This is a genomic window from Microbacterium oleivorans, from assembly GCF_013389665.1.
Classification (GTDB): Bacteria; Actinomycetota; Actinomycetes; order Actinomycetales; family Microbacteriaceae; genus Microbacterium; species Microbacterium oleivorans_C.
Genome location: NZ_CP058316.1, coordinates 2,194,537 through 2,215,732 on the forward strand (window position 1 = coordinate 2,194,537; position 21,196 = coordinate 2,215,732).

The window sequence follows — 21,196 nt, forward strand, 5'->3', positions numbered from 1 at the left end:
GCCGGTGTCATGGGTCGAGCGTATCGGCCCCGCCCGGGCCGATCATGCCGCCAGGCGCAGGCCCCGCTGATCGGTGGCCACGTGCTCGCCGTCGGCGATGTTCTCGTCGTCACGGATGAGCGATCCACCCGCGACGTGCGCGTGCGCACCGACGAAGGCGCGAACGCCGATCTTGGCGCGCGGGCCGATGGCTGCACCCGAGCCGACGTGAGCGTGCGGCGCGATCTCGACGTTCGGGCCGATGACGGCCTCGCGTTCGATCCACGCGCCACGCCCGATGTGGGCCCCCGCCGCGACCTGGACTCCGGGTTCGACGTAGGCGCCCGCTTCGACCATCGCGGTCGGGTGCACCTTGGCCCCGTTCGCGATCAAGCCCCGACCGTTGGCGTGCTTGCGATAGCGCAGCGTCTCACCGCGGTCGTTCTCGATGTCGATGTAGTTCTTGCCCACGATCCCCTCCGACAGTTCCGGGTCCGGTACTGAGTACTGGAAACAACCGTGCGACCCGTATTTTCATTCCCGAGAATCATTCGGAGCGGCGGGCCGACCGGTTTGCTAGAACAAGCGTGCGGTCTGCGACTTTCTCGGTCGACGGGGTGCACGCCGGAACCGCGGGGCGATAGCATGCCCGGCCCGGTGGCGAGAGCGCCGGCGCAGCGCGGAGCCGTCGCGGGGAGGCGCCCGCGTTTGCGAGGATGGGCGGGTGGAGCCTTCTCGCGCGCCGTCGACCGGACCCTCGCTCGTCTTCGAGGCGGCATTGACGCGCCACACGCGGGTCGAGGATGCCGTCGGCATCCTGACGGGCACGTTCGTCGCGTCGTTCGGTCTGTTCCTGCTGCAGTCGTCGGGGTCGGTCACCGGCGGCACCGCCGGTCTCGCGCTCCTTCTCGGCTACGCGACGGGATGGTCGTTCCCGGTGCTGTTCGCCGTGGTCAACGCGCCGTTCGCCGTCCTCGCCCTGTGGAAGAAGGGCCTGTCCTTCACGCTGCGCACCTTCGCCTCGATCGGGCTCGTGTCGGTCTTCACCTTCGTCCACCAGCACCTGCTGGATTTCGCGAGCATCGAACCGATCTACGGCACCCTCGGAGGCAACCTGCTCGCCGGCGTGGGGCTGCTGATCCTGTTCCGGCACCGTGCGAGCCTCGGGGGCGTCAACATCATCGCGCTGGTGATCCAGGATCGGACCGGGTTCAGCGCCGGGTGGACGCAGATGATCTTCGACATCGTCATCATCCTCGCGGCCCTGCTGGTGCTGCCGTGGCCGGCGGTGCTCCTCAGCGCCGCCGGGGCGGTCGTGCTGAACGTGGTGCTGGTGCTCAACCATCGCCCGGGCCGGTACATCGGCCGCTGAGCCGGGCAACGGGTCGCACCGGACGGGTACGCCGAGCTCAGTGCTGGCAGCGCGGGCACCAGAAGATGTTGCGTTCGCTCGTGGGAAGCGCGCCGATCTCGTCGGTGCGGATCAGGGTTCCGCACCGACGGCAGGGTTTGCCCTCGCGCCGATAGACCCACATGCGCTGCCCGGGCCGGTCGTTGCCCGTGAACGTCCGTCCCGAGCGATCGCGGTTGGCGTGGATCATGCGGTAGCCGGTCTCGAGCACGGCGGTGACGTCGATCTCGGTGGCCGGGGTCGTGGGCAGGATGCCGCGCACGAAGAGCAGCTCGTTCGCGTACACGTTGCCGAAACCCGCGACATTGCGCTGGTCGAGAAGCGCCACATGGGCGGCACGCGGATCGGCGCCCACCCGGCGCGCCGCCTCGGCGATGTCCCAGTCGGGCCCGAGCAGGTCGGGTCCGAGATGGCCGACGAGACGGTCCTCCTCGGCGCTGGGCAGCACGTCGACCATCGCGAGCTCGAAGCCGACGGCATCCGCGGATGAGGTTCCCACGATCGCGCGGGCTTGGAACGCCGGGGCGCGCCAGCGTTCGCCGCGCCGGTAGACGTGCCAGCGGCCTTCCATCTTCAGGTGGGAGTGCAGGCTGTAGTCGCCGATGCGCAGCAGCAGGTGCTTTCCGCGGGCGATCGAGGACCCGACGACCTCGCCGCGCAGGTCGGCTGTCGCGCTCCCGGGGACGCGGATGTCGAACCGCGCGACCTCCTGGCCGACGAGCGCGTCGCCGATGGCACGCGCCGCGCGGAAGACGGTGTCGCCCTCAGGCACGTTCGGCGCTTCCCGATGGAACGGCCCGTCCGCTGCCGCTGACCCGGCGGAGCGTGAGACCGCGCGAGGATTCGACGAAACCGCCGGCCCGGAGTGCGCGGCCGGTCGCGGTGCCGTAGACGAACTCGCCGTTGACCTGTTCGACGGTCAGGGTGTCGAGCCGGCGGGCCTGCGCCGTGCGCACCAGATCGGCCGCCGCCGCGGTGAGCACGTCCTCGTCGTCGCTGAAGGCGAGGGCGGAACGGCCGCCTCGCTCGAGGTACAGCGCGAGCGCGCCGTCGACGAGGACGACGACACCGCCCGCCTTGCGCCCGGGGCGGTGCGAGACCCCCTCCAGGGCGGGCCAGCCCAGCGCCGCGCCGTAGGGGTTCGCCGGATCGGTGGCTGCGAGTGTGACCGCGCGGCGGGGCGGCGGGTCGGCCACGGCGGCGTACTCGCGCAGCCGGTCGACGGTGACGGATGCCGCGAACTGCGCGGCCCCCAGCGTCTCGATGACGTACCCGCGACGGCAGTGGCCCGCCTCCTCGAAGCCGGCGAGCACCCGGTACACCTGCGCGAAGCCCCCGGGCACGCCCTCGGACTGCACGCTGCCGCGGGTCACGACGCCGTAGCGGTCGAGCAGCAGCCCGGCCGACGCGGTGACCCGCAGCGACGGGTCCGGCTCGACGGAGGGGAGCAGCGACCACCGGCCGCCGAGCGTCGTCGGTCGCGGCGCCGCGGTGGTGGCGGGTCGGGCCAGCGGTGTGCCGCGGTACAGGCGCGACCGCGGTGTGCGCCGCGCGCTCCGGTGCGCCTGCGACCCGCCCGAGAGCAGGGAGCGCACCGGTGAGAAGGTGTCGTTCGTCACGCGCCCCGCCCAGGCCAGACGCCAGAGGGCGTCGAGCACGCTCTGCTCGTTGGGCGCCCCCACGGCGCCCACCAGCTGTCCGGCGAACCAGCCGCCGCCGACCGCGAGCGCCTCGAGGATGGCGGTGTCGAGATCGCCCGAGGTCGTCGACTCGTCGGCCTCGGAATCCGCGTCCGCGAGAGCGAGGGTGAGGGGTGCCATGTCGGCCGGGTGCAGCGCGATCCAGCCGTCGCGGCCGGGGAGGGTGCCGTGCCCTGACCAGACGACCTCGCCCGTCGCGGTCAGCTCGTCGAGCATCCCCGGGGTGTAGTCGCGGACCCGGGAGGGGAGCACGAGCGACTCCCACGCGCTCGCGGGAATGGGGACGCCGGCGAGCTGCTCGATCACGGCGGCGACGCCGTCGACGCCCTCGAGCGGACGGGTGACGTGCTGCCAGACCGGGAGGAAGCGCGCGAACGCCTCGGGCGAGACGGGCTCGACGGTGCCGCGGATCGCGGCCAGCGACCGCATCCGCAGTCGACGCAGCACCTCGGAGTCGCACCACTCGAGATCGTCCGTTTCGGCACCGGATGCTGCGGGCAGGAAGTACCCGCTCGAGATCCGGCCCTGTGACTCGAGCCGTTGCAGCGTCTGGCGCGCGACCGCCGTGCCGATGCCCAGACGTGCGGCGACGTCCGTCGTGCGGAAGGGGCCGTGGGTGCGAGCGTGGCGGGCGACGAGGTCGGCGAGGGGATCGACGACCGGCTCGAGGAACGCCGTCGGGATGCCCACCGGGAGCGCCGACCCCAGCGCATCGCGCAACCGACCGGCATCCTCGATCGCGGCGGTGCGCGCGGCACCGGCGATCGTGACGACGATCGCCCGGCGGGCCGCGACGAGATCGCCCAGCAGCGCGGCCGCGTACGCGACGTGCTCGTCGGACGGCGCGGCGGTGGCGGAGGCGGTGGCGGAGGCGGCGTGCGGGTCGCGAGCGGATCTCGCACTCGACGGGTCGTCCACGCCGTCGACATCCTCGGAATCGGGGATCTCCTCGGAAGCGGCGCTGCGATCATCGGCAGCGCTGCGGGCGGGGGATCCGGCCTCGGCGGCCGTCTCGAGGCGGGCCGCGGTCTCGGCGGCGTCGAGTGGGCCGAGCAGGCGCAGCAGATCGGCGACGCCCTCGAGACCGCGTGCGCGGCGGTCGGGCGCGAGTCGCTGCGCTTTGCGTTCGAACTGCGCGATGATCTCGGGATCGAGCAGCTCGCGCATCTCGACCTTGCCGAGCAGCTCCGACAGCAGGGCCGGATCGACCGAGAGAGCCGCTGCTCTGCGCTCGGCCAGCGGGGAGTCGCCCTCGTACATGAAGGCCCCGACGTATCCGAACAGCAGGTCGCGTGCGTAGGGCGAGGGCTGCGAGGTCGTCGTCTCGACGAGCCGGATGCGGCGGTCGGCGATGTTCCGCGCCAGGCGCAGCAGTGCGGGCAGGTCGTAGACGTCCTGCAGCACCTCGCGGAGCGTCTCGAGGATGATCGGGAACGACGGATGCCGCCGCGCCACCTCCAGCAGCTGGGCCGAGCGCTGCCGCTGCTGCCACAACGGGGCCCGCTTGTTGGGGTTCAGGCGCGGCAGCAGCAGCGCGCGCGCCGCGCACTCGCGGAACCGCGAGGCGAACAGCGCCGACCCGCCCACCTCGTCGGTGACGATCTGCTCGAGCTCGTCGGCGTCGAAGACGAAGAGGTCTGCCCCGGGCGGTTCGGCAGCGGCATCCGGGACCCGCGCGATTATGCCGTCGTCGCTCGCCACGGCCGCGCCCTCGACTCCGAGACGCTCGCGGATGCGGGCGTTGACGGCCAGTGCCCACGGCGCGTGCACATGCATGCCGTACGGGGAATGCAGGATGACGCGCCAGTCGCCGACCTCGTCGCGCGAGCGCTCCACCGTCAGGGTGCGGTCGGTCGGCAGACTGCCGGTGGCCTCGCGCTGCTCGGCGAGGTGGGCGAGGAGGTTCTCGATCGCGTAGTCGTCGAGCCCGGATTCGCGCAGCCGCTCGGTCGCCTTCTCGGGCCCCGCGGCCGAGACCTCGCGGCTGAATCTGCCGAGCGCCTCGCCCAGCTCGGCGGGGCGGCCCAGGCCGTCGCCGTGCCAGAACGGCAGCTTGCCCGGCTGGCCGAAGGCCGGAACGACGTTGACGCGGTCGTGGGTGATCTCGACGATGCGCCAACTCGTCGTGCCGAGGGTGAAGACGTCGTTGACCCGCGACTCGTAGACCATCTCCTCGTCGAGCTCGCCGACGCGGGCGTTGCGACTCTCACCGGCGACGAACACGCCGAACAGCCCGCGATCGGGGATGGTGCCGCCGCTCGTGACGGCGATGCGCTGGGCGCCGGGCCGCCCGGTGAGCGTGCCCTGGTCGCGGTCCCACACCAGGCGGGGCCGGAGCTCGGCGAACTCGTCGGAGGGGAACCGCCCCGCGAGCAGGTCGAGCGTCGCCTCGTAGGCCGATCGGGGGAGGGTGCGGAACGGTGCGCTGCGGCGGACCGTCTCGAACCAGCTCTCGACCTCGATCGTTCCGGTCGCACAGGCGGCGATGGTCTGCTGCGCGAGGATGTCGAGCGGGTTCTGCGGCACCGAGATGGCCTCGATCTTGCCGGCCAGCATGCGCTCCGTCACGACCGCGGTGTGCAGGACGTCGCCGCGGTGCTTCGGGAAGAGCGCGGCGCGGCTGACCTCGCCGACCTGGTGCCCCGCGCGGCCGACGCGCTGCAGACCGGATGCCGCCGACGGCGGGGCCTCGACCTGGATCACGAGGTCGACGGCGCCCATGTCGATGCCGAGCTCGAGGCTCGAGGTGGCGACGACGCAGCGGAGCGCGCCGGACTTCAACTCGTCTTCGACCTGCGCGCGCTGCTCCTTCGACACCGAGCCGTGGTGGGCCTTCGCGAGCACCGGCTCTGCCCCGGCGGATGCCCCGGCCTGGGCCATCATCCCCGCCGGCACGCTCGCGTCGGGCAGCTCCCCGCCGATCCGCTCGGTGTAGATCTCGTTGAGCCGGCCCGTCAGCCGCTCGGCGAGGCGGCGGGAGTTCGAGAAGACGATCGTCGAGCGGTGCTGCAGGATGCGGTCGACGATCGCCTCCTCGACGTGCGGCCACACCGACCCGGTGACCTCGCTCGCCTGCGGAGCCTGGTACCAGGCCCCGTCGTCCCCGTCGTCCCCGTCGTCGTCGGCGTGACGGCCACGACCCCGGGGCGCGGTGCCCGGGGTGCCGCTCTCCTCGGCGGAGGGAGGGGCGGGCGGATTCAGCATGTCGGGGATGGGCACCACGACGCTGAGGTCGAAGGCCTTGGTCGCGCGGGGCGCGACGATCTCGACGGGTGCCGCGCCGCCCAGGAAGCGGGCGACCTCGTCGATCGGGCGCACGGTGGCCGACAGGCCGATGCGCTGCGCGGGCTTCTCGAGCAGCGCGTCCAGACGTTCGAGGCTCACGGCCAGGTGCGCCCCGCGCTTGGTGGCCGCGACGGCGTGGACCTCGTCGACGATCACGGTGTGGACCCCGCGCAGCGTCTCGGAGGTCTGCGAGGTCAGCATCAGGTAGAGCGACTCGGGGGTCGTGATCAGGATGTCGGGCGGCCGGGCGACCAGCGCTCGGCGATCGGCCGACGAGGTGTCACCGGAGCGGACCCCGACGGTGACCTCGGGCACCGGCTGCCCGAGGCGCCGGGCCGACTGGCCGATGCCCACCAGCGGCGAGCGGAGGTTGCGCTCGACGTCGACACCGAGGGCCTTGAGCGGCGAGACGTACAGCACGCGGGTGTCGGCGGGCGCGGCATCCGATCGGCGTCGCTTCGCGGGCTTGTCGTCGACCGGTCCCGCGGCGACCTTGTCGCGGAAGATGCGGTCGATCGCCCACAGGAACGCCGAGAGGGTCTTGCCCGACCCGGTCGGCGCGACCACCAGAGCGTGCTTGCCCGCCGAGATCGCGTCCCATGCCCCCGCCTGCGCCGTCGTCGGCTTCGCGAACGCACCACGGAACCAGTCCGCGGTGGGCGCGGAGAATCGGGCGAGCACATCGGCCATGTCCCCATCTTCGCGTGCACCACCGACATGGGCGCGGCCTTGCGCCCGCGGCCGCGCGCGTGCCAACGCGGCGTCCCTGCTCCTCCGCGACAATCGCCCGCGGCCGTGAGACTCCAGCTCCCGGGCCGAGCCTCACCGCTCGGTCAGCACGCCGTCGCGCAGCTCGAGCGTGAGCGTCGGCGCGAAGCGCGCGAGGAAGCCCTGGTCGCAGAAGTCTACGCCTCGGGGAGCTGCTTGTGCAGGAACGTCGCGACGTCGCTCAGCTCCTGCGCGGACACGGCATGTCCCAGGTCGGGGTACACCCGCCCGCTCAGCTCGACGTGCGCGGGCAGCCACTGCACGGTGTGGGCCACGAGCGGCGCGGGGATCACCTCGTCTCGGGCGCCCCGCCCCCAGAACACCGGCGGGCGGCGTTCGGCGAGGGCCGCGTCGCCCGGGAGCGGATGCGGGTTGGCGTAGCCGGCGAGACTCACGGCGAAGGAGAACGACGCGGGCTCGAGGCGGAGCGCCTCGAGGGCCATGACCCCGCCCTGGGAGAAACCGAGCAGGCCCACGGATGCGGCATCCGAGCGCGCGCCGCGGATCCAGTCGAGCAGCGTTCGGGCGCCCGCCGTGACCTGTTCGGGGGTGCGCCCGTCCAGCCCTTCGATGGGGTACCACGACCACCCGGGCGTCGGAAAAGGGGGTGCGAGGGGCGCTCGGACGGCGGCGAGGACGTACTCGCGGGGAAGGTGCGGGGCGAGGGTGAACAGATCGTTCTCATCGGACCCGTACCCGTGCATCATCACCAGGAGCGGACGCCCCGCGCGCTCGGACTCGGGAGCCGACCAGCGAACCATCGCGGGGTCGAGAGCCGGGATCTCGGACATGCCCCCATCCTGCCAGCCGGCGCCGACACGCGCCCGGCGGGCGCCGGCCCGCCGGGCGGTCGTCGACGCGTTCGGAGGCGGCATTGGTATACATGGAGCATGGCCGTGCGCACCCCCGATCCCGATCCCGACGAGCGCGGCGAGTCGTCGCTGCCGGCAGATCCGCTGCGGGGTGCTCCCGGGGGAGGGTCGACCAACCCGGCCTGGCTGAGCGACGTCGAGCTCACCGAGGCTCGGCGGCGACTGCCGATGCTCTACGTCGAGGCGGTGCCGGTGCGCACCGACGGCCTGGGCGCCGTCACCCAGGTGGGCATCCTGCTGCGGGCCACCCCGGTCGGCGAGATGACCCGCACGATCGTGTCGGGCCGCGTCCGGTACGGCGAGACGATCCGCGACGCCCTCTTCCGCCACGTCGAGAACGACCTCGGGCCCATGGCCTTCCCGCTGCTCCCGGCCTCGCCGGCGCCCTTCACGGTCGCCGAGTACTTCCCGATCCCCGGGGTCAGCGCCTTCCACGACGACCGGCAGCATGCGGTCTCGCTCGCGTTCGTCGTGCCGGTGACCGGCACGTGCGAGCCTCGCCAGGACGCGCTCGAGGTGACCTGGCTCGACCCGGCCGAGGCGGCATCCGACGCCCTCGCCGCCGAGATGGAGGGCGGCCGGGGCACGCTCATCCGCTTGGCGCTGGCCTCGGTGGGCGCGCTGCGCTGACCCGCGCCGTCGCGCTCGGTCCTGCGTAGGCTCGGGGGCATGACCGAGCCGCAGCCCCTCGCCTTCCCCATCGACTCGTCCGGTTGGCTCGCGTTCGTCTCCGAGCGCCCCGATGCCCGCATCGCCCGCGTCCGAGAGATCGACGCGCAGCTGATCGCCGGACGCGACCTCTCGCCGCTGGCGCGGCTGCAACTGTGGAACGAGGCCTCGATCGCCGTCGCCGAAGCCGCCTCGGAGTCGTCGCTGCTGAGCGAGTCGCACCCCGACGCCGATGTCCGCGTGGCCGCGGAGGCGCGCGTGCAGGCCATCGACGCACTCCTGTCGCAGCGTTCGCTCGACCCGGCTCTCTTCGCCGTCTTCGACGGCCTCGCGACGGACGGGCTGGATGCCGCGGCGCGGCGTCTGCTCGCCCGCATCCAGCGCGACTTCCGCCGCGGCGGCGTCGACCGCGACGAGGCGACCCGCGAGCGGCTCCGCCTGCTGGCCGAGCGCGACACCGAGCTCTCGCTCACCTTCTCGCGCAACATCCGTGACGGCCGGCGCGAGCTGAAACTCCCTATCGACGCGCTGGAGGGGCTGCCGCAGGACTTCATCGATGCGCACCCCGCCGACGACGAGGGCCTCATCACCCTGACGACCGAGTACACCGACCTCATGCCGGTGCGCGAGTTCGCGGTGCGCCGCTCGACGCGCACCGCGCTGCTGTCGGTGTACAACGACCTCGCCTGGCCCGACAACGACCCGGTGCTCGCCGAGCTGCTCGCCGTGCGCGCCGAGCGGGCCGAGCTGCTCGGCTACGGCGACTGGGCCGACTACGAGACCGAGACGCGCATGATCGGCTCGAGCGCCGCCATCCGCTCGTTCCTCGACGGGATCGACGTCGCCACCCGTGAGGCGGCGGGCGTCGAGTACGAGCGGCTGTTCGAGCGCCTGCGGCGCGACGAGCCCGACGCCGACGCCGTGACCGCCGCCGACCTCTGGTACCTCCTCAGCGCGCTCAAGCGCGAGGACTACGCCGTCGACGCGCAGGCGGTGCGCGCCTACTTCGCGTTCGAGAACGTGCTCGCGGGCGTGCTCGACGTCACGGCCCGCCTGCTCGACGTCACGTACGTGCCCGTGGAGGCAGGTGCCTGGCACGCGGACGTCCGCAGCTATGACGTCGTCCGCGGCGAGCGGCGGCTCGGCCGGATCCACCTCGACCTCCACCCGCGCGAGGGCAAGTACAACCACGCGGCCTGCTTCGGTCTGGCGCCCGGCATCGCGGGGCGGTCGCTTCCCGAGGGCGTGCTGCTGTGCAACTTCTCGCGCGGACTGCTCGAGCACGACCAGGTCGTGACGTTCTTCCACGAGTTCGGACACCTGGTCCACGGCATCCTCGGCGGTGCCGACGCCGTGTGGGCCGACTTCAGCGGCATCGAGACCGAGTGGGACTTCGTCGAGGCGCCGAGCCAGCTCCTCGAGGAGTGGGCCTGGGATGCCGGCGTGCTGGCCACCTTTGCGCGCAACGCAGACGGCGAGCCGATCCCGGCCGACCTGGTCGAGCGGATGCGGGTGGCCGACGCCTTCGGCCGCGCCCTCGAAGTCACGCGTCAGCTCGGACACGCCAACGTCTCGTACGGTCTGCACGTCGAGCGGCCGAGCGATCTGCAGGCCGCGGTCGAGGGCTGGTACCGCGCGTCGTCGCCGGTGCACCCGTTGCCGAACGGGCACACGTACGCGGGTTTCGGGCACCTCACGGGGTACGGCGCCTGCTACTACACGTACCAGTGGAGCCTCGTCATCGCCCGCGACCTGCTCTCGGCGTTCGGCGACGACCTCATGGACCCGGCCGTGGCGACCCGATACCGCGAGCGCATCCTCGAGCCGGGCGGCAGCCGCGACGCCGCCGACCTCGTCGCCGACTTCCTCGGTCGCCCGTACTCGTTCGACGCCTACCGCGCCTGGCTCGCCGGCGCCTGACCCGCCCCCGCCCGCCCCGTAACCGCGAGCGAACCGCTCGCGGGCCGCGGGCCGCGCGTGGCGTCAGGCGGTCGTCAGCCGCGCGAGCTCGGCGACGAAGGCGTCGACGTCGGATGCGGACGTGTCGAACGAGCACATCCACCGCACCTCGCGGCGACTTTCGTCCCAGTCGTAGAAACGGAACGATTCGCGCAGCCGATCGGCGATGCCCTCGGGCAGCACCGCGAACACGCCGTTGGCCTGCGTCGGCTGCGTGAACTCCACGCCTCGCACCGAGCCGTCGGCGATGCCCGCCTCGACCGTCGAGCGCAGACGCTGGGCCATGCCGTTCGCGTGCTCGGCGTTGCGGCGCCACAGGTCGTTCTCGAGCAGGGCGACGAGCTGCGCCGAGACGAAGCGCATCTTCGACGACAGCTGCATGTTCAGCTTGCGGAGGTACGTGAGCCCCTCGGACGCCGCGGGATCGAGCACGACGATCGCCTCGCCGATCATGGCGCCGTTCTTCGTACCGCCGAAGCTCAGCACGTCGACGCCGACGTCACGGGTGATGGCGCGCAGCGGCAGGTCCAGCGCGGCGGCGGCGTTCGCGATGCGCGCGCCGTCCATGTGCAGCCGCATGCCGCGCTCGTGCACGTGGTCGGCGATCGTCCGCAGTTCGTCGGGTGTGTAAAGCGTCCCCAGCTCGGTCGACTGGGTGAGGGAGACCACGAGCGGCTGTGCGCGGTGCTCGTCGCCCCAGCCCCATGCCTCGCGGTCGATCAGCTCGGGGGTCAGCTTGCCGTCGTCGGTGGGGACGTTGAGGATCTTGATGCCGCCGACCCGCTCGGGGGCGCCGCCCTCGTCGACGTTGATGTGCGCGGTGGATGCGGCGATCACCGCGCCCCAGCGCGGCAGCATCGACTGCAGCGCGGTGACGTTGGCGCCGGTGCCGTTGAAGACCGGGAAGGCCTCCGCGCCGTCGCCGAAGTGCTCGGCGACGAGCTCCTGCAGGCGCGCGGTGTACACGTCGGAGCCGTACGCGGTCTGGTGTCCGTCGTTGGCGGCGGTGATGGCCGCGAGGACCTCCGGGTGGATGCCGGAGTAGTTGTCGGACGCGAAGCCGCGCACCGAGGTGTCGTGCAGGGAGGTCATGACCTCATCCTCTCAGCCTCGGGCGCGGCCTCGCCCCGGTGCGCGGGTCAGCCCCGGATGCCGCGGGTGGAGGCGATCACGTCGCGCATCTTCTTCTCGAGCGCCTCGTAGAACATCGACAGCGGGAACTCGTCGTCCCGCACGGCGTCGGTGTAGCCCTTCGGCGGCCCCGCGAGGACGTCGTCGGGCAGGCCACGGGCCCACGCCGACGCCGGATGCGGTTCGAGCACCGAGCGGACGAGGTCGTAGGCCGCCAGCCAGTGAGAGGTCTTCGGGCGGTCGATCGACTCCCAGTAGAGGCGGTCGATCGCATCTCCCAGGGCGACGACGGCGTCCGGGACCTCCCCCCATTCGAACGCGAGAGCGGTGTCGGTCCAGTGCAGCACGCCCCGCCGGTGCAACCAGGCGAACAGCAGCTGACCGCCGAGCCCGTCGTAGTTGCGCACCCGCGTGCCGGTGATCGCGAACCGGAAGATCCGATCGAAGATCACCGCGTACTGCACGAGCCGCGACAGCCGCAGCAGCTCGGCATCCGCCTGGTCGAGGTCGGGGTCGGCACTGAGCCGCCGGTCGAGCTCGACGCACTCACGGAAGGCGGTGAGGTCGCACCGCAGCTCCTCGAGGGAGTACAGGAAGTACGGCATCCGCTGCTTGATCATGAACGGGTCGAACGGCAGGTCCCCGCGCATGTGCGTCCGGTCGTGGATGAGGTCCCACATCACGAACGCCCGCTCGGTGAGCTCCTGATCCTCGAGCATCTGCGCGGCCTCGGCGGGGAGCTCCAGCTTCGTGATCCCGGATGCTTCGCGCACGACGCGGCGGTATCGGGCCGCCTCGCGATCCTGGAAGATCGCCCCCCACGTGAACGGCGGGACTTCGCGCATCGCGACGGTCTCGGGGAACAGCACCGCCGAATCGGTGTCGTACCCCGCGGTGAAGTCGAGCAGCCGCAGCGAGACGAAGAGCGGGTTCGGGTACAGCGTCTCGAGCCGTGCGATGGCCTCGGGCCAGATGGCCTCGACCAGCAGCGCCTCGACGTGCCGGTCGCGCGATCCGTTCTGGGTGTACATCGGGAACACGACGAGGTGACGGATGCCGTCGACGCGGTGGCGCTGCGGCTGGAAGGCCACGAGCGAGTCGAGGAAATCGGGCACGCCGAACGCCCCCTCCCTCGAGCGCGTGCCGGCCCATCTGTCGAAGTCCCGGATCGATGCCGCGAGATAGTCGGCGTCGTGCGGGAATCGTGGCGCGAGGCGCCCGATCGCCGCGGTGATCGACGCGACATGCCGCCGCGCCGTCTCGTGATCGCCGGGATCGGGTATCGATCCGTCGGCCGCCTGCACCGCCTGCAGCGCCGTCGCGGCGTCGCGCAGGGAGATCCAGGCGGGGTCGTGCTCCACGCCGCGCGCGAGCTCGAGGCTCGGTGCGACGTCGATCGCGCCGCCGTCCTCGACGACCTCGGGCTCGCCGATGATCGTCTTGGCGGCACCGGGGGTGGGGTGCGTCTGAGCGATGGACATGGGGAACCTCCGATCCACGAGGTACGGCTCCCGCGCGGGAGCGGCTGTCAGGTCGCGTCAGCATATCCGGCCGCAGCGTCGGCCCGCGATCCCCATGCCCGTGGCCGCGCAGCGCGACTGTCAAGGCATGGCCGGTATGCGGGGGCAGGGATAGCGTCGGGGGATGGCCTCCTCCGCCGCGCGTCCCGAGAACATCGACACCCCCGGTGAGTCGGGGCCCACGGAGCGGCGGGCCGATCCCGACGGGATGGGCGTGCTGCTCGTGGCCAACCCGCGCTCGGGCACCTCGGTCGTCCGCCCCGACCCCATGCCGGAGATCCGCCGGCGGCTGCCGGCCGCGCGCATCGAGATGCTCGGCGACTCCTCGATCGACGACATCGTCGGGGCTGCGATGGCCGGCGAGCCGCCGGTCGCGCTCGCCGTCCTGGGCGGCGACGGATCGGTGTCGCGGGCCGCGCAGCTGGCGCGGCGGCATGGGTTGCCGCTGCTCGTGCTCCCCGGCGGGACCTTCAACCACTTCGCCCGGGCCGCCGGACTCGAGACCGTCACGGCCGCCCTCGACGCCTTTGCCGCCGGGACGCTGCGCACCGCGGCGGTGGCCGAGGTCGCGGTCGACGACGGCGAGCCGATCACCGTGCTCAACGCCGTCTCGTTGGGCGCCTACCCCGAGCTCCTCGCGGAGCGGGAGAAGCGCACGAGCCTCGGCAAATGGTGGGGCGGTGCCGTGGCGGCGTGGCGCGAGATCCAGGGGGCGCATCGCATCGAGGTCGTGCGCGACGGTCGTCGTGCGGTGGTCTGGTCGGTCTTCGCCGGGATCGGCCACGGCGACCCCCGGCGCATCGCGATGATGCAGCGCTCCGATCTCGACGACGCCGTGCTCGATCTGCGCGTGCACCACGCGCGCGGCACGCGGTTGCGTGCGGTCGCCTCCCTCGCGTTCGGCCGGCGCATGCTCGCCCTGATGCGTGCGCTGCGCCTGCTGCCCCCGGCCTCCGATCTCGAGCGCATCGTGGCGTCGTCGGTCGAGCTCACGGTGCGTCCCGGCGACGCGCCCGCGGTGTTCGCCCACGACGGCGAGATCGCCGAGGCGCCGGCGACCGGGTTCCGGCTGCGGCTGCGCACCGTCTCCGACGGTCTGCGCGTGTACGCCCCCGCCGGCGCAGCGCGCGCCGCCTCGGAGGGATGACCCGCCCGCCTGTCGGGATACATCGCGAGACGGATGCCGCGCCGGCGGCACTCGCGTACCGTCGGAGCGTGTTCCGTCCCTTGCGCCGCTCTCAGATCGCCGTCGACGTCTCGGTCGCGGGGGCGTTCGCGGCCGTGATGCTGCTGGTCACCTGGGGCGGAGTGATCGGGGTCGTCATCCCGGCCGACCGGATCGCGGCGATCGTGTCGGTGCTGCTGATCGTGCCCTTCAGCGCCGCCGTGGCGCTGCGCCGGGCCTCGCCCGCGCTCGCGCTCGTCCTGGCCTGGGTGGGGGCGATCCTGCAGATGCTCGCGCAGCTGCCGCCGCTGCCCGTGGACATCGCGATCTTCGCGGTGCTGTACACGTGCGCCGCCTACGGCACCAACCGCATCTTCTGGCTCGGATTCGCCTCCTCGATCGCCGGTGCGCTGGCCATCACCGTCTACCTGCTCATCCCCTCGGCGGCGTACTCGCTCACCGCCGCCGGCGACGACCTCGTGTTCTTCCTCCTCACCGGCACCATGCTCTTCATCGCCTCGGTGCTGGGCCTGCTGCTGGCCTGGACCGTCGGGGCACTCGTGCGGGTGGGCATCCGGGCCCGCGGCAACGCCGAGGCGCAGCGTCGTGCCGAGGCGCGGGCGACGGCCGAGTCCGAGCGCAACCGCATCGCGCGCGACATGCACGACGTGGTCGCCCACTCCCTCGCCGTGGTCATCGCGCAGGCCGACGGCGCGCGCTACGCCGCGACGACCGACCCCGACGCGGCATCGGCGTCGCTGCAGACGATCTCCACGACCGCCCGCTCCGCCCTCTCGGACGTGCGGATGCTGCTGACCCAACTTCGCCACAGCGAGGGCGAGGGTCCGCAGCCCACCGTCGCGGAGCTCGAGGTGCTGTACGCCCAGGTGCGTGCGGCGGGGATGGACCTGCGGGTCGACGTCGACCCGGCGCCACCCGGCGAGCCACCGGCGGCGGTGCAGATCGCGGTCTACCGCATCCTCCAGGAGGCCCTGACCAACGCGATGCGCCACGGGGCGGGCGGTACTGTCGAGGTGTCCCTGGCCTGGCTGCCCGATCGCGTGGAGGTGCGTGTGACCAACCCCCTCGGGCACCCGGCCGTCGACGCGTCCGGTTCCTCGCGCTCGGGCGGACACGGGCTCATCGGCATGCGCGAGCGTGCCCAGCTCATGGGCGGCACGCTCGAGGTCGGCCCCGCGGGCCGCGAGTTCGCGGTGTCGGCGACGCTGCCCATCGGCGGACCGGCGTGAGCGCCGTCCGTATCGTCCTGGTCGACGACCAGGCGCTGTTCCGCGCCGGCATCCGCATGGTCGTCGCCTCGCAGCCCGACCTCGAGGTGGTCGGCGAGGCGTCCGACGGCGCCGAGGCGCTCCGTGTCGTCCGCGAGACGCGGCCCGACGTGGTGCTCATGGACATCCGCATGCCGGTGATGGACGGCCTGACCGCCACGGCCGAACTCCTCGACGATCCGCTCTTCGGCGGCGAACCGCCGCGCATCGTCATGCTCACGACCTTCGACCTCGATGAGGCCGCCGCGCGCGCCATCCGGCAGGGGGCGAGCGGCTTCCTGCTGAAGGACGCCGACCCCGAGTTCCTGCTCGCGGCCATCCGCACCGTGCACGCGGGGTCGTCGGTCATCGCGGCGTCGGCGACGCGTGAGCTCTTCTCGACGTTCTCGGGTCCCGACCACAAGCCCGTGCCCGCGGCGTTCGGCGAGCTGACCGACCGTGAACGCGAGATCTTCGCGCTCGCCGCGCGCGGGCTGTCCAATGCCGAGATCGCCGGGCGGGAGTTCCTCTCCGAGGCGACGGTCAAGACGCACATCAGCCGGATCCTGGCCAAGCTCGCGCTGCGGGACCGGGTGCAGCTGGTCGTCTTCGCCTTCGAGCACGGCCTCGCCTGACCCGCCGCCCGTCCCTGGGCCGCGAGACGTCGGTTCCGCGCCGAGACGACGGGTTCGCCCCCCCCGAGGCTCGGCGCGAACGTCACGTCCCGCGGTTCCCGGGGTCATCCGCGAGATGTAGACGACGACGACGAGCGACGGATGCGGCGGCGCGGGGCCGCTTCGTAGCGTCGACATCATGCAGATCTCGACCTCCGACCTCGGCCTCGCCGCCCGGGTCCAGAACCTCACCAAGACCTTCGGCTCCGGCGAGTCCGGCGTCCGCGCCCTCGACGGCGTCTCGGTCGGCATCCGTCGCGGGGAGTTCACCGCGATCATGGGCCCGTCCGGTTCGGGCAAGTCCACCCTCATGCACATCATGGCCGGCCTCGACGCGCCCACGTCGGGGCGAGCCTGGATCGGCGACACCGAGATCTCGGGACTGTCCGACCTCGACCTCACGATCCTGCGGCGACGCCGCGTGGGGTTCGTCTTCCAGTCCTTCAACCTCGTGCCGACCCTCGATGTCCTGGGCAACATCACCCTGCCCTTCGAACTCGACGGTCGCGCGCCGTCGGCGCTCGAGCGCTCACGCATCGACGGACTCGTCGACTCGTTGGGCCTCGGCGGCCGGCTGCGTCATCGGCCGCACCAGCTCTCGGGCGGCCAGCAGCAGCGCGTCGCGATCGCCCGCGCGCTGGCGACCGCGCCCGATCTCGTGTTCGCCGACGAGCCCACCGGCAACCTCGACTCCCGCACCGGACGTGAGGTGCTGGCGCTGCTCGCGGCGGCCAGCCGCGATCACGGGCAGTCGATCGCGATGGTCACCCACGACCCGGTCGCCGCCGCGCACGCCGACCGGGTGATCTTCCTCGGCGACGGCCGCATCGTCGCCGACAAGTCGAGTCAGAGCGCCGAGGCCATCTCGTCGCACATGCTCGCCGCCGAGGTGTCGGCGTGACCGCGGTGGCCGCGCCCGCCGTCACCGCGGGCAGGGGTGGGGTCGAGGCGCCGCGCGCAGCGGCATCCGGCCGGCTCGCGTGGCTGCGCGAGCGGGGAATGGGGGCCTCGGTGCTCGTCTCGGCGATCTCGGGCGGTTTCGGGGTGCTGCTGATCGCGGCCACCGGTCTCATCGGAGCCTGGCTGCTGGCCGATCCCTATCTCGGTGGGGGAGACACGGTCGCGGCGGTGGTGGCCATCCTGAGCGTGCTGCTGGTGGCCGTGGCCGTGTACGTCGCCGCGATCGTCACCGCCAACACGTTCGCCACGATCGTCGCGGGCCGCACCCGGCAGATCGCGCTCCTGCGCCTGATCGGCGCCTCGGCCCGCTCGCAGCGTGCTCAGATCGCGCGGCAGGGGCTGGTCGTCGGCGCGATCGGCGCGGTGCTCGGACTCGTCGGCGGCACCGCGGCGGCCATGATCCTGCAGTGGGCGGCGGATGCGGCCTGGGGCATCGACGTGGACTACAGCGTCGTTCAGCCGATCCTGCTGGCACCCGCCGTCATCGTCGCGCTGACCACGTGGATGGCGGCGTGGGCGGGGTCGCGGCGGGTGCTCGAGGTCACACCGCTCGCAGCCCTGTCGGGCGCTGCCCCCCGCACGGCGGGGGAAGCCGCCGGCCGTACGCCGCGGCGGGTCGCGGCGATCGCGCTCTTCGCCGTCGGAGCGGCGCTGCTCGCGCTCGGGATCCTCGCCGGGTTCGTGACGCCGCTCGGTGTCGTCATCGCCTTCCTGGGTGGCCTGGCCTCGTTCACCGGTCTCAGCCTCGGCGCGACGCTCGTGATGCCGCCGCTGCTGCGCGCGACCGGACGCCTGTTCGGTCGATCGGCCGCGGCCCGCCTGGCGGCGGAGAACGCGCTGCGGTATCCGGAGCGATCGAGCCGCATGGCCATCGGAGTGGTGATGGGGGTCACGCTCGTGACGATGTTCGCCGTCGCCACCGAGTCGGTCAAGGGCGTCATGGCGGCCTCGGGGGGCGGCGAGGTCGCCCCCGAGATGGCGCAGCTGCTCGACACGTTCAGCGCGGTCATGATGGCGCTGGTCGGCGTGTCGGCGGTCATCGCCGCGGTCGGCCTGGTGAATCTCCTCACGATCGGCGTCGTGCAGCGCACGCGCGAGCTCGGGCTGCTGCGAGCACTCGGTCTGACGGGGCGGCAGGTCCGCGCGATGGTGCTCTTCGAGGCGGCGCACGTGACCATCACGGCCGTCGTGTTCGGCCTCGTGCTCGGGATCGCGTACGGCTGGGCCGCCGCGCAGTCGCTCCTCGGCTCGGTGCAGGTTCCGCCGCTGTGGTCGTCACCGACCTTCGTGCTCCCCGGCATCCCCTGGCTCATCGTCGCGGGCGTCGTCGCGGCCACCGCGGTGCTGACGCTCGTCGCGGCCGTCGTGCCCACCCGGCTGGCGACGCGCGTCTCACCGGTCGAGGCGCTCGCCGACTGAGGAGCGGGCAGAGCGGGGTCCGGTCCGCCGTCACCGACGGACGAGCCGGACCTCGCTGATCGTCGCACCCCAGCCCGTGTCGTCCTTGGCGGCGCCGTCGGGGCGGAACCCGTTGCGGGCGTAGAACGCCCGGGCGCGCGGGTTGTCGGCGAGCACCCAGAGAGACGCGGGTCCGCGGCCGATCGCGGCATCCAGGAGTGCCCGGCCCGCCCCCGAACCGTGATGGGCGGCGAGCACGTAGATCGCGTACAGCTCGCGCGGTGTCGGCGGCGCGTCGTCGCGCGAGGGTCCGCTGACGGCCCACCCCACGATCTCGCCCGCGTGGACGGCGACCCAGGTGGCGACCGGGCCGGGCTCCGACGCCGCAGCGCGACCCTCGGTCGGCGCGCCGTCGCCGCCGCCGTACGGGAGCTGCTCGTGCTCGAGCGACTCGGCGCGCGTGCGGGTCAGTCGCTCCTCGTCGAGGCGGTCGAGGATGCTCTGCGGCATCCGGCCCGTATAGGCCTCGCGCCACGCCTGCACATGCACGTGCGCGATGCCCGCGGCGTCGGCGGGAACGGCCCGTCGCACCGCCACGGCGGTCATTCGAGCGGCGCGGCGGTTCCCGTGCCGGCCCCGGTGCCCGCGTCGGGCTCGGCAGCGGGGTCGAAGGCCCAGGTCGGCGCGACCTGCCGCAGCCGCGCGGCGCGCCACTGCCACGTCGTCCACAGCACGGGCCAGAGCACGGGTGCCGCGAGGCCGCCGATCACGAGCCGCTCGCGCCACAGCGTGCGGCCGGGATCGCCGGGAGCGGGCGAGACCGCCATCTGGTGGTCCCACACGTCGAGCACCGAGAGGGGGCCCGTCAACGGGATGCCGCTGTCGCGCAGGATCCGCACCGGGTCGCCGCCGGGCGCATCCGCCCGCCGCTCCTCGAGGTATCGGTCCGAGACGTGGATCAGCTGGCGTCCGATCGGAAGCCCGAGCGCGCTCAGCTGGACGGGGACGTCGGCCCCGGGCTCGAGCGAGGTCGGCATCCCCTCCGTCGCGAGGGGTTCCATGCCCATGAGCGGTGCGTACAGCTCGGCGAGGGCCCGCGGAGAGTGCAGGGCGCGCCAGGCGGCGTCGGCGTCGCAGTCGAGCACGAGCTTCTGGAGGATGCGCATGCGCCCAGTCTGCCCCGTCGTAGGCTGATCGGATGCCGTCGCCCGCCGCAGGTTCGCCGTTCGACCAGTCCCGCTACCAGGTGCGGCTGGACTGGGGCCGTGCCGGGCTCGAGCGCCTGGCCCCCGCAGACGTCGTCGTCGTGGTCGATGTCGTGGGCCCGTCGTCCGCGGTCGCGGCGCGGATCGCCGCGGGTGCCGAGGTCGCTCTGGCGGAGCTCGAGGCGGAGCGCGACGGTGGCGCGATCGCTGCCGCCGCCGCGGCATCCGGATCGCTCGTGCTGCTGGGCTGCCTCCGCAACGCCGGCGCCGTGGCCGACGCCGTGCTCGGCGAGCAGCAGCGCCGCGGCGCGCGCACGAGCATCGCGGTCATCGCCGCCGGCGAGCAGCGGACGGCCGCCGCCTTCGACGGGTCGGAGGGGCGTCCCGCGCCGGTCGACGCCGTCGAGCTGCGCTTCGCCGTCGAGGACCTGCTGGGCGCCGGGGCGGTCGTCGACGCCCTCTCGCGGCGAGGCCTCGACCACACCTCGCCCGAGGCCGCGGCGGCCTGCGAGGCGGCGCGCGGGCTCGGCGGCGCCGTGCGCCATCTGCTCACCGCCAGCGGCTCCGGGCAGGAGCTCATCGCGGCCGGGCGCCGCGACGAGATCCTCGCCGCCGCGCAGCTCGACGTCGACGCGGCCGTCCCGACGCTCCGCGACGGGGTGTTCACCGTGGCCTGACGCGCCGAGTCCTCACCTGCCGACCGCCGCCCCGGGTCCGCTCAACGCGGGGTCGCGGCGGCTCGCCGGTCGGCGGCCGAGATGTCGCGACGCACCCACCGGAACAGATAGCGCTCGTCGTACGACGATGCGCACGAGCGACAGGATGCCGCCCGCGTCGGACGGCGGTGACGGTAGGCGACGTGGCCGGCGGGGCAGTGGCCGATCCAGGGTGCGAGCTCCACGGCGGTCTCACCGCGGTGAGTCGTGCCGCCGACGTAGCCGAGGTCGCGGGCGATGCGCAGCCACTCCCGGCCGTGACCGGCGGTGGGGCCGGCGAGGGCGTGGCCCACCTCGTGCAACAGGGTCTGGTGGTTCTCGTCGTCGTCGAAGCGGGCGGCGAGATACCGCGAGACGCTGATGCAGCGGCGGGTGTAGTCGCACTGGCCGGCGCGGCGCTTGGCGTTGTCGAAACGGAAGGTCCACGAGTCGTCCAGGTGCGTGGCGATGAGTGCCTCGGCCCAGACGCGGACCCGATCGAGATCGCTCATGACGTCGACGCTACGCGCGGGGTGG

General features: G+C 73.0%; 18 protein-coding genes. 9 read left to right on the forward strand and 9 right to left on the reverse strand.

Features of this window, described 5'->3' with window-relative positions; all coding sequences use genetic code 11:
• Positions 1 to 42: 42 nt before the first annotated feature.
• Entirely contained in the window at positions 43 to 450 is a 408-nt protein-coding gene (locus tag HW566_RS10450; RefSeq protein ID WP_178012679.1) for a transferase, read from the reverse strand.
• A 253-nt stretch (positions 451 to 703) separates the two neighbouring features.
• On the opposite strand from HW566_RS10450, the gene HW566_RS10455 reads away from it, so the two are divergent.
• On the forward strand, positions 704 to 1,351 hold the full coding sequence (locus HW566_RS10455) for a YitT family protein (protein ID WP_178012680.1): 648 nt from the start codon (positions 704 to 706) through the stop codon (positions 1,349 to 1,351).
• A 37-nt stretch (positions 1,352 to 1,388) separates the two neighbouring features.
• Here HW566_RS10455 and HW566_RS10460 read toward each other — a convergent pair whose 3' ends face one another.
• From HW566_RS10460 to HW566_RS10470, 3 genes are all read right to left on the reverse strand, one after another.
• Entirely contained in the window at positions 1,389 to 2,162 is a 774-nt protein-coding gene (locus HW566_RS10460; protein WP_178012682.1) for an Fpg/Nei family DNA glycosylase, read from the reverse strand.
• On the reverse strand, positions 2,155 to 7,065 hold the full coding sequence (locus HW566_RS10465) for an Lhr family ATP-dependent helicase (RefSeq protein ID WP_178012684.1): 4,911 nt from the start codon (positions 7,063 to 7,065) through the stop codon (positions 2,155 to 2,157). Before HW566_RS10465 ends, HW566_RS10460 begins: the two co-directional genes overlap by 8 nt.
• Positions 7,066 to 7,280: 215 nt before the next feature.
• Positions 7,281 to 7,934: an alpha/beta hydrolase gene (locus HW566_RS10470; RefSeq protein WP_178012685.1), complete on the reverse strand. Its 654-nt coding sequence runs from the start codon at positions 7,932 to 7,934 to the stop codon at positions 7,281 to 7,283.
• A 99-nt stretch (positions 7,935 to 8,033) separates the two neighbouring features.
• On the opposite strand from HW566_RS10470, the gene HW566_RS10475 reads away from it, so the two are divergent.
• On the forward strand, positions 8,034 to 8,645 hold the full coding sequence (locus tag HW566_RS10475) for an NUDIX hydrolase family protein (RefSeq protein WP_178012687.1): 612 nt from the start codon (positions 8,034 to 8,036) through the stop codon (positions 8,643 to 8,645).
• A 39-nt stretch (positions 8,646 to 8,684) separates the two neighbouring features.
• Entirely contained in the window at positions 8,685 to 10,604 is a 1,920-nt protein-coding gene (locus HW566_RS10480; protein ID WP_178012689.1) for a M3 family metallopeptidase, read from the forward strand.
• Positions 10,605 to 10,667: 63 nt separating this feature from the next.
• Here HW566_RS10480 and HW566_RS10485 read toward each other — a convergent pair whose 3' ends face one another.
• Together HW566_RS10485 and HW566_RS10490 are read right to left on the reverse strand one after the other, a co-directional pair.
• Positions 10,668 to 11,735: a threonine aldolase family protein gene (locus HW566_RS10485; RefSeq protein ID WP_178012690.1), complete on the reverse strand. Its 1,068-nt coding sequence runs from the start codon at positions 11,733 to 11,735 to the stop codon at positions 10,668 to 10,670.
• A gap of 47 nt (positions 11,736 to 11,782) precedes the next feature.
• Positions 11,783 to 13,255, reverse strand: a complete 1,473-nt coding sequence (locus HW566_RS10490; protein WP_178012692.1) for a DUF6421 family protein — start codon at positions 13,253 to 13,255, stop codon at positions 11,783 to 11,785.
• A gap of 163 nt (positions 13,256 to 13,418) precedes the next feature.
• Here HW566_RS10490 and HW566_RS10495 point away from each other — a divergent pair, with 163 nt between their 5' ends.
• The 5 genes from HW566_RS10495 (at position 13,419) to HW566_RS10515 (ending at position 18,780) form a co-directional block, all read left to right on the forward strand.
• The gene (locus HW566_RS10495) at positions 13,419 to 14,441 is read left to right on the forward strand and encodes a diacylglycerol/lipid kinase family protein (protein ID WP_256728669.1); all 1,023 of its coding nucleotides are present in this window, start codon (positions 13,419 to 13,421) and stop codon (positions 14,439 to 14,441) included.
• A gap of 68 nt (positions 14,442 to 14,509) precedes the next feature.
• Positions 14,510 to 15,709: a sensor histidine kinase gene (locus HW566_RS10500; protein ID WP_178012693.1), complete on the forward strand. Its 1,200-nt coding sequence runs from the start codon at positions 14,510 to 14,512 to the stop codon at positions 15,707 to 15,709.
• Positions 15,706 to 16,362 (forward strand): response regulator, encoded by a 657-nt coding sequence (locus HW566_RS10505; protein WP_178012695.1) that lies wholly within the window; start codon positions 15,706 to 15,708, stop codon positions 16,360 to 16,362. Before HW566_RS10500 ends, HW566_RS10505 begins: the two co-directional genes overlap by 4 nt.
• A gap of 178 nt (positions 16,363 to 16,540) precedes the next feature.
• A complete protein-coding gene (locus HW566_RS10510) occupies positions 16,541 to 17,302 on the forward strand; it encodes an ABC transporter ATP-binding protein (RefSeq protein ID WP_178012697.1) in 762 nt (253 codons plus the stop codon).
• The gene (locus tag HW566_RS10515) at positions 17,299 to 18,780 is read left to right on the forward strand and encodes an ABC transporter permease (RefSeq protein WP_372955773.1); all 1,482 of its coding nucleotides are present in this window, start codon (positions 17,299 to 17,301) and stop codon (positions 18,778 to 18,780) included. Before HW566_RS10510 ends, HW566_RS10515 begins: the two co-directional genes overlap by 4 nt.
• 30 nt (positions 18,781 to 18,810) lie before the next feature.
• Here the strand turns inward: HW566_RS10515 and HW566_RS10520 are convergent, their stop codons facing one another.
• Together HW566_RS10520 and HW566_RS10525 are read right to left on the reverse strand one after the other, a co-directional pair.
• The gene (locus tag HW566_RS10520) at positions 18,811 to 19,356 is read right to left on the reverse strand and encodes a GNAT family N-acetyltransferase (protein ID WP_444860494.1); all 546 of its coding nucleotides are present in this window, start codon (positions 19,354 to 19,356) and stop codon (positions 18,811 to 18,813) included.
• Between the two features lie 5 nt (positions 19,357 to 19,361).
• Positions 19,362 to 19,925 carry a hypothetical protein gene (locus HW566_RS10525; RefSeq protein ID WP_178012700.1) on the reverse strand — a complete coding sequence of 188 codons (564 nt, stop codon included), beginning with the start codon at positions 19,923 to 19,925 and terminating at the stop codon, positions 19,362 to 19,364.
• Positions 19,926 to 19,957: 32 nt separating this feature from the next.
• On the opposite strand from HW566_RS10525, the gene HW566_RS10530 reads away from it, so the two are divergent.
• On the forward strand, positions 19,958 to 20,641 hold the full coding sequence (locus HW566_RS10530; protein WP_178012702.1) for a 2-phosphosulfolactate phosphatase: 684 nt from the start codon (positions 19,958 to 19,960) through the stop codon (positions 20,639 to 20,641).
• 41 nt (positions 20,642 to 20,682) lie between these two features.
• On the opposite strand, the gene HW566_RS10535 is transcribed toward HW566_RS10530, so the two are convergent.
• Positions 20,683 to 21,171 carry a SprT-like domain-containing protein gene (locus tag HW566_RS10535; protein WP_178012703.1) on the reverse strand — a complete coding sequence of 163 codons (489 nt, stop codon included), beginning with the start codon at positions 21,169 to 21,171 and terminating at the stop codon, positions 20,683 to 20,685.
• Positions 21,172 to 21,196: the final 25 nt, after the last annotated feature.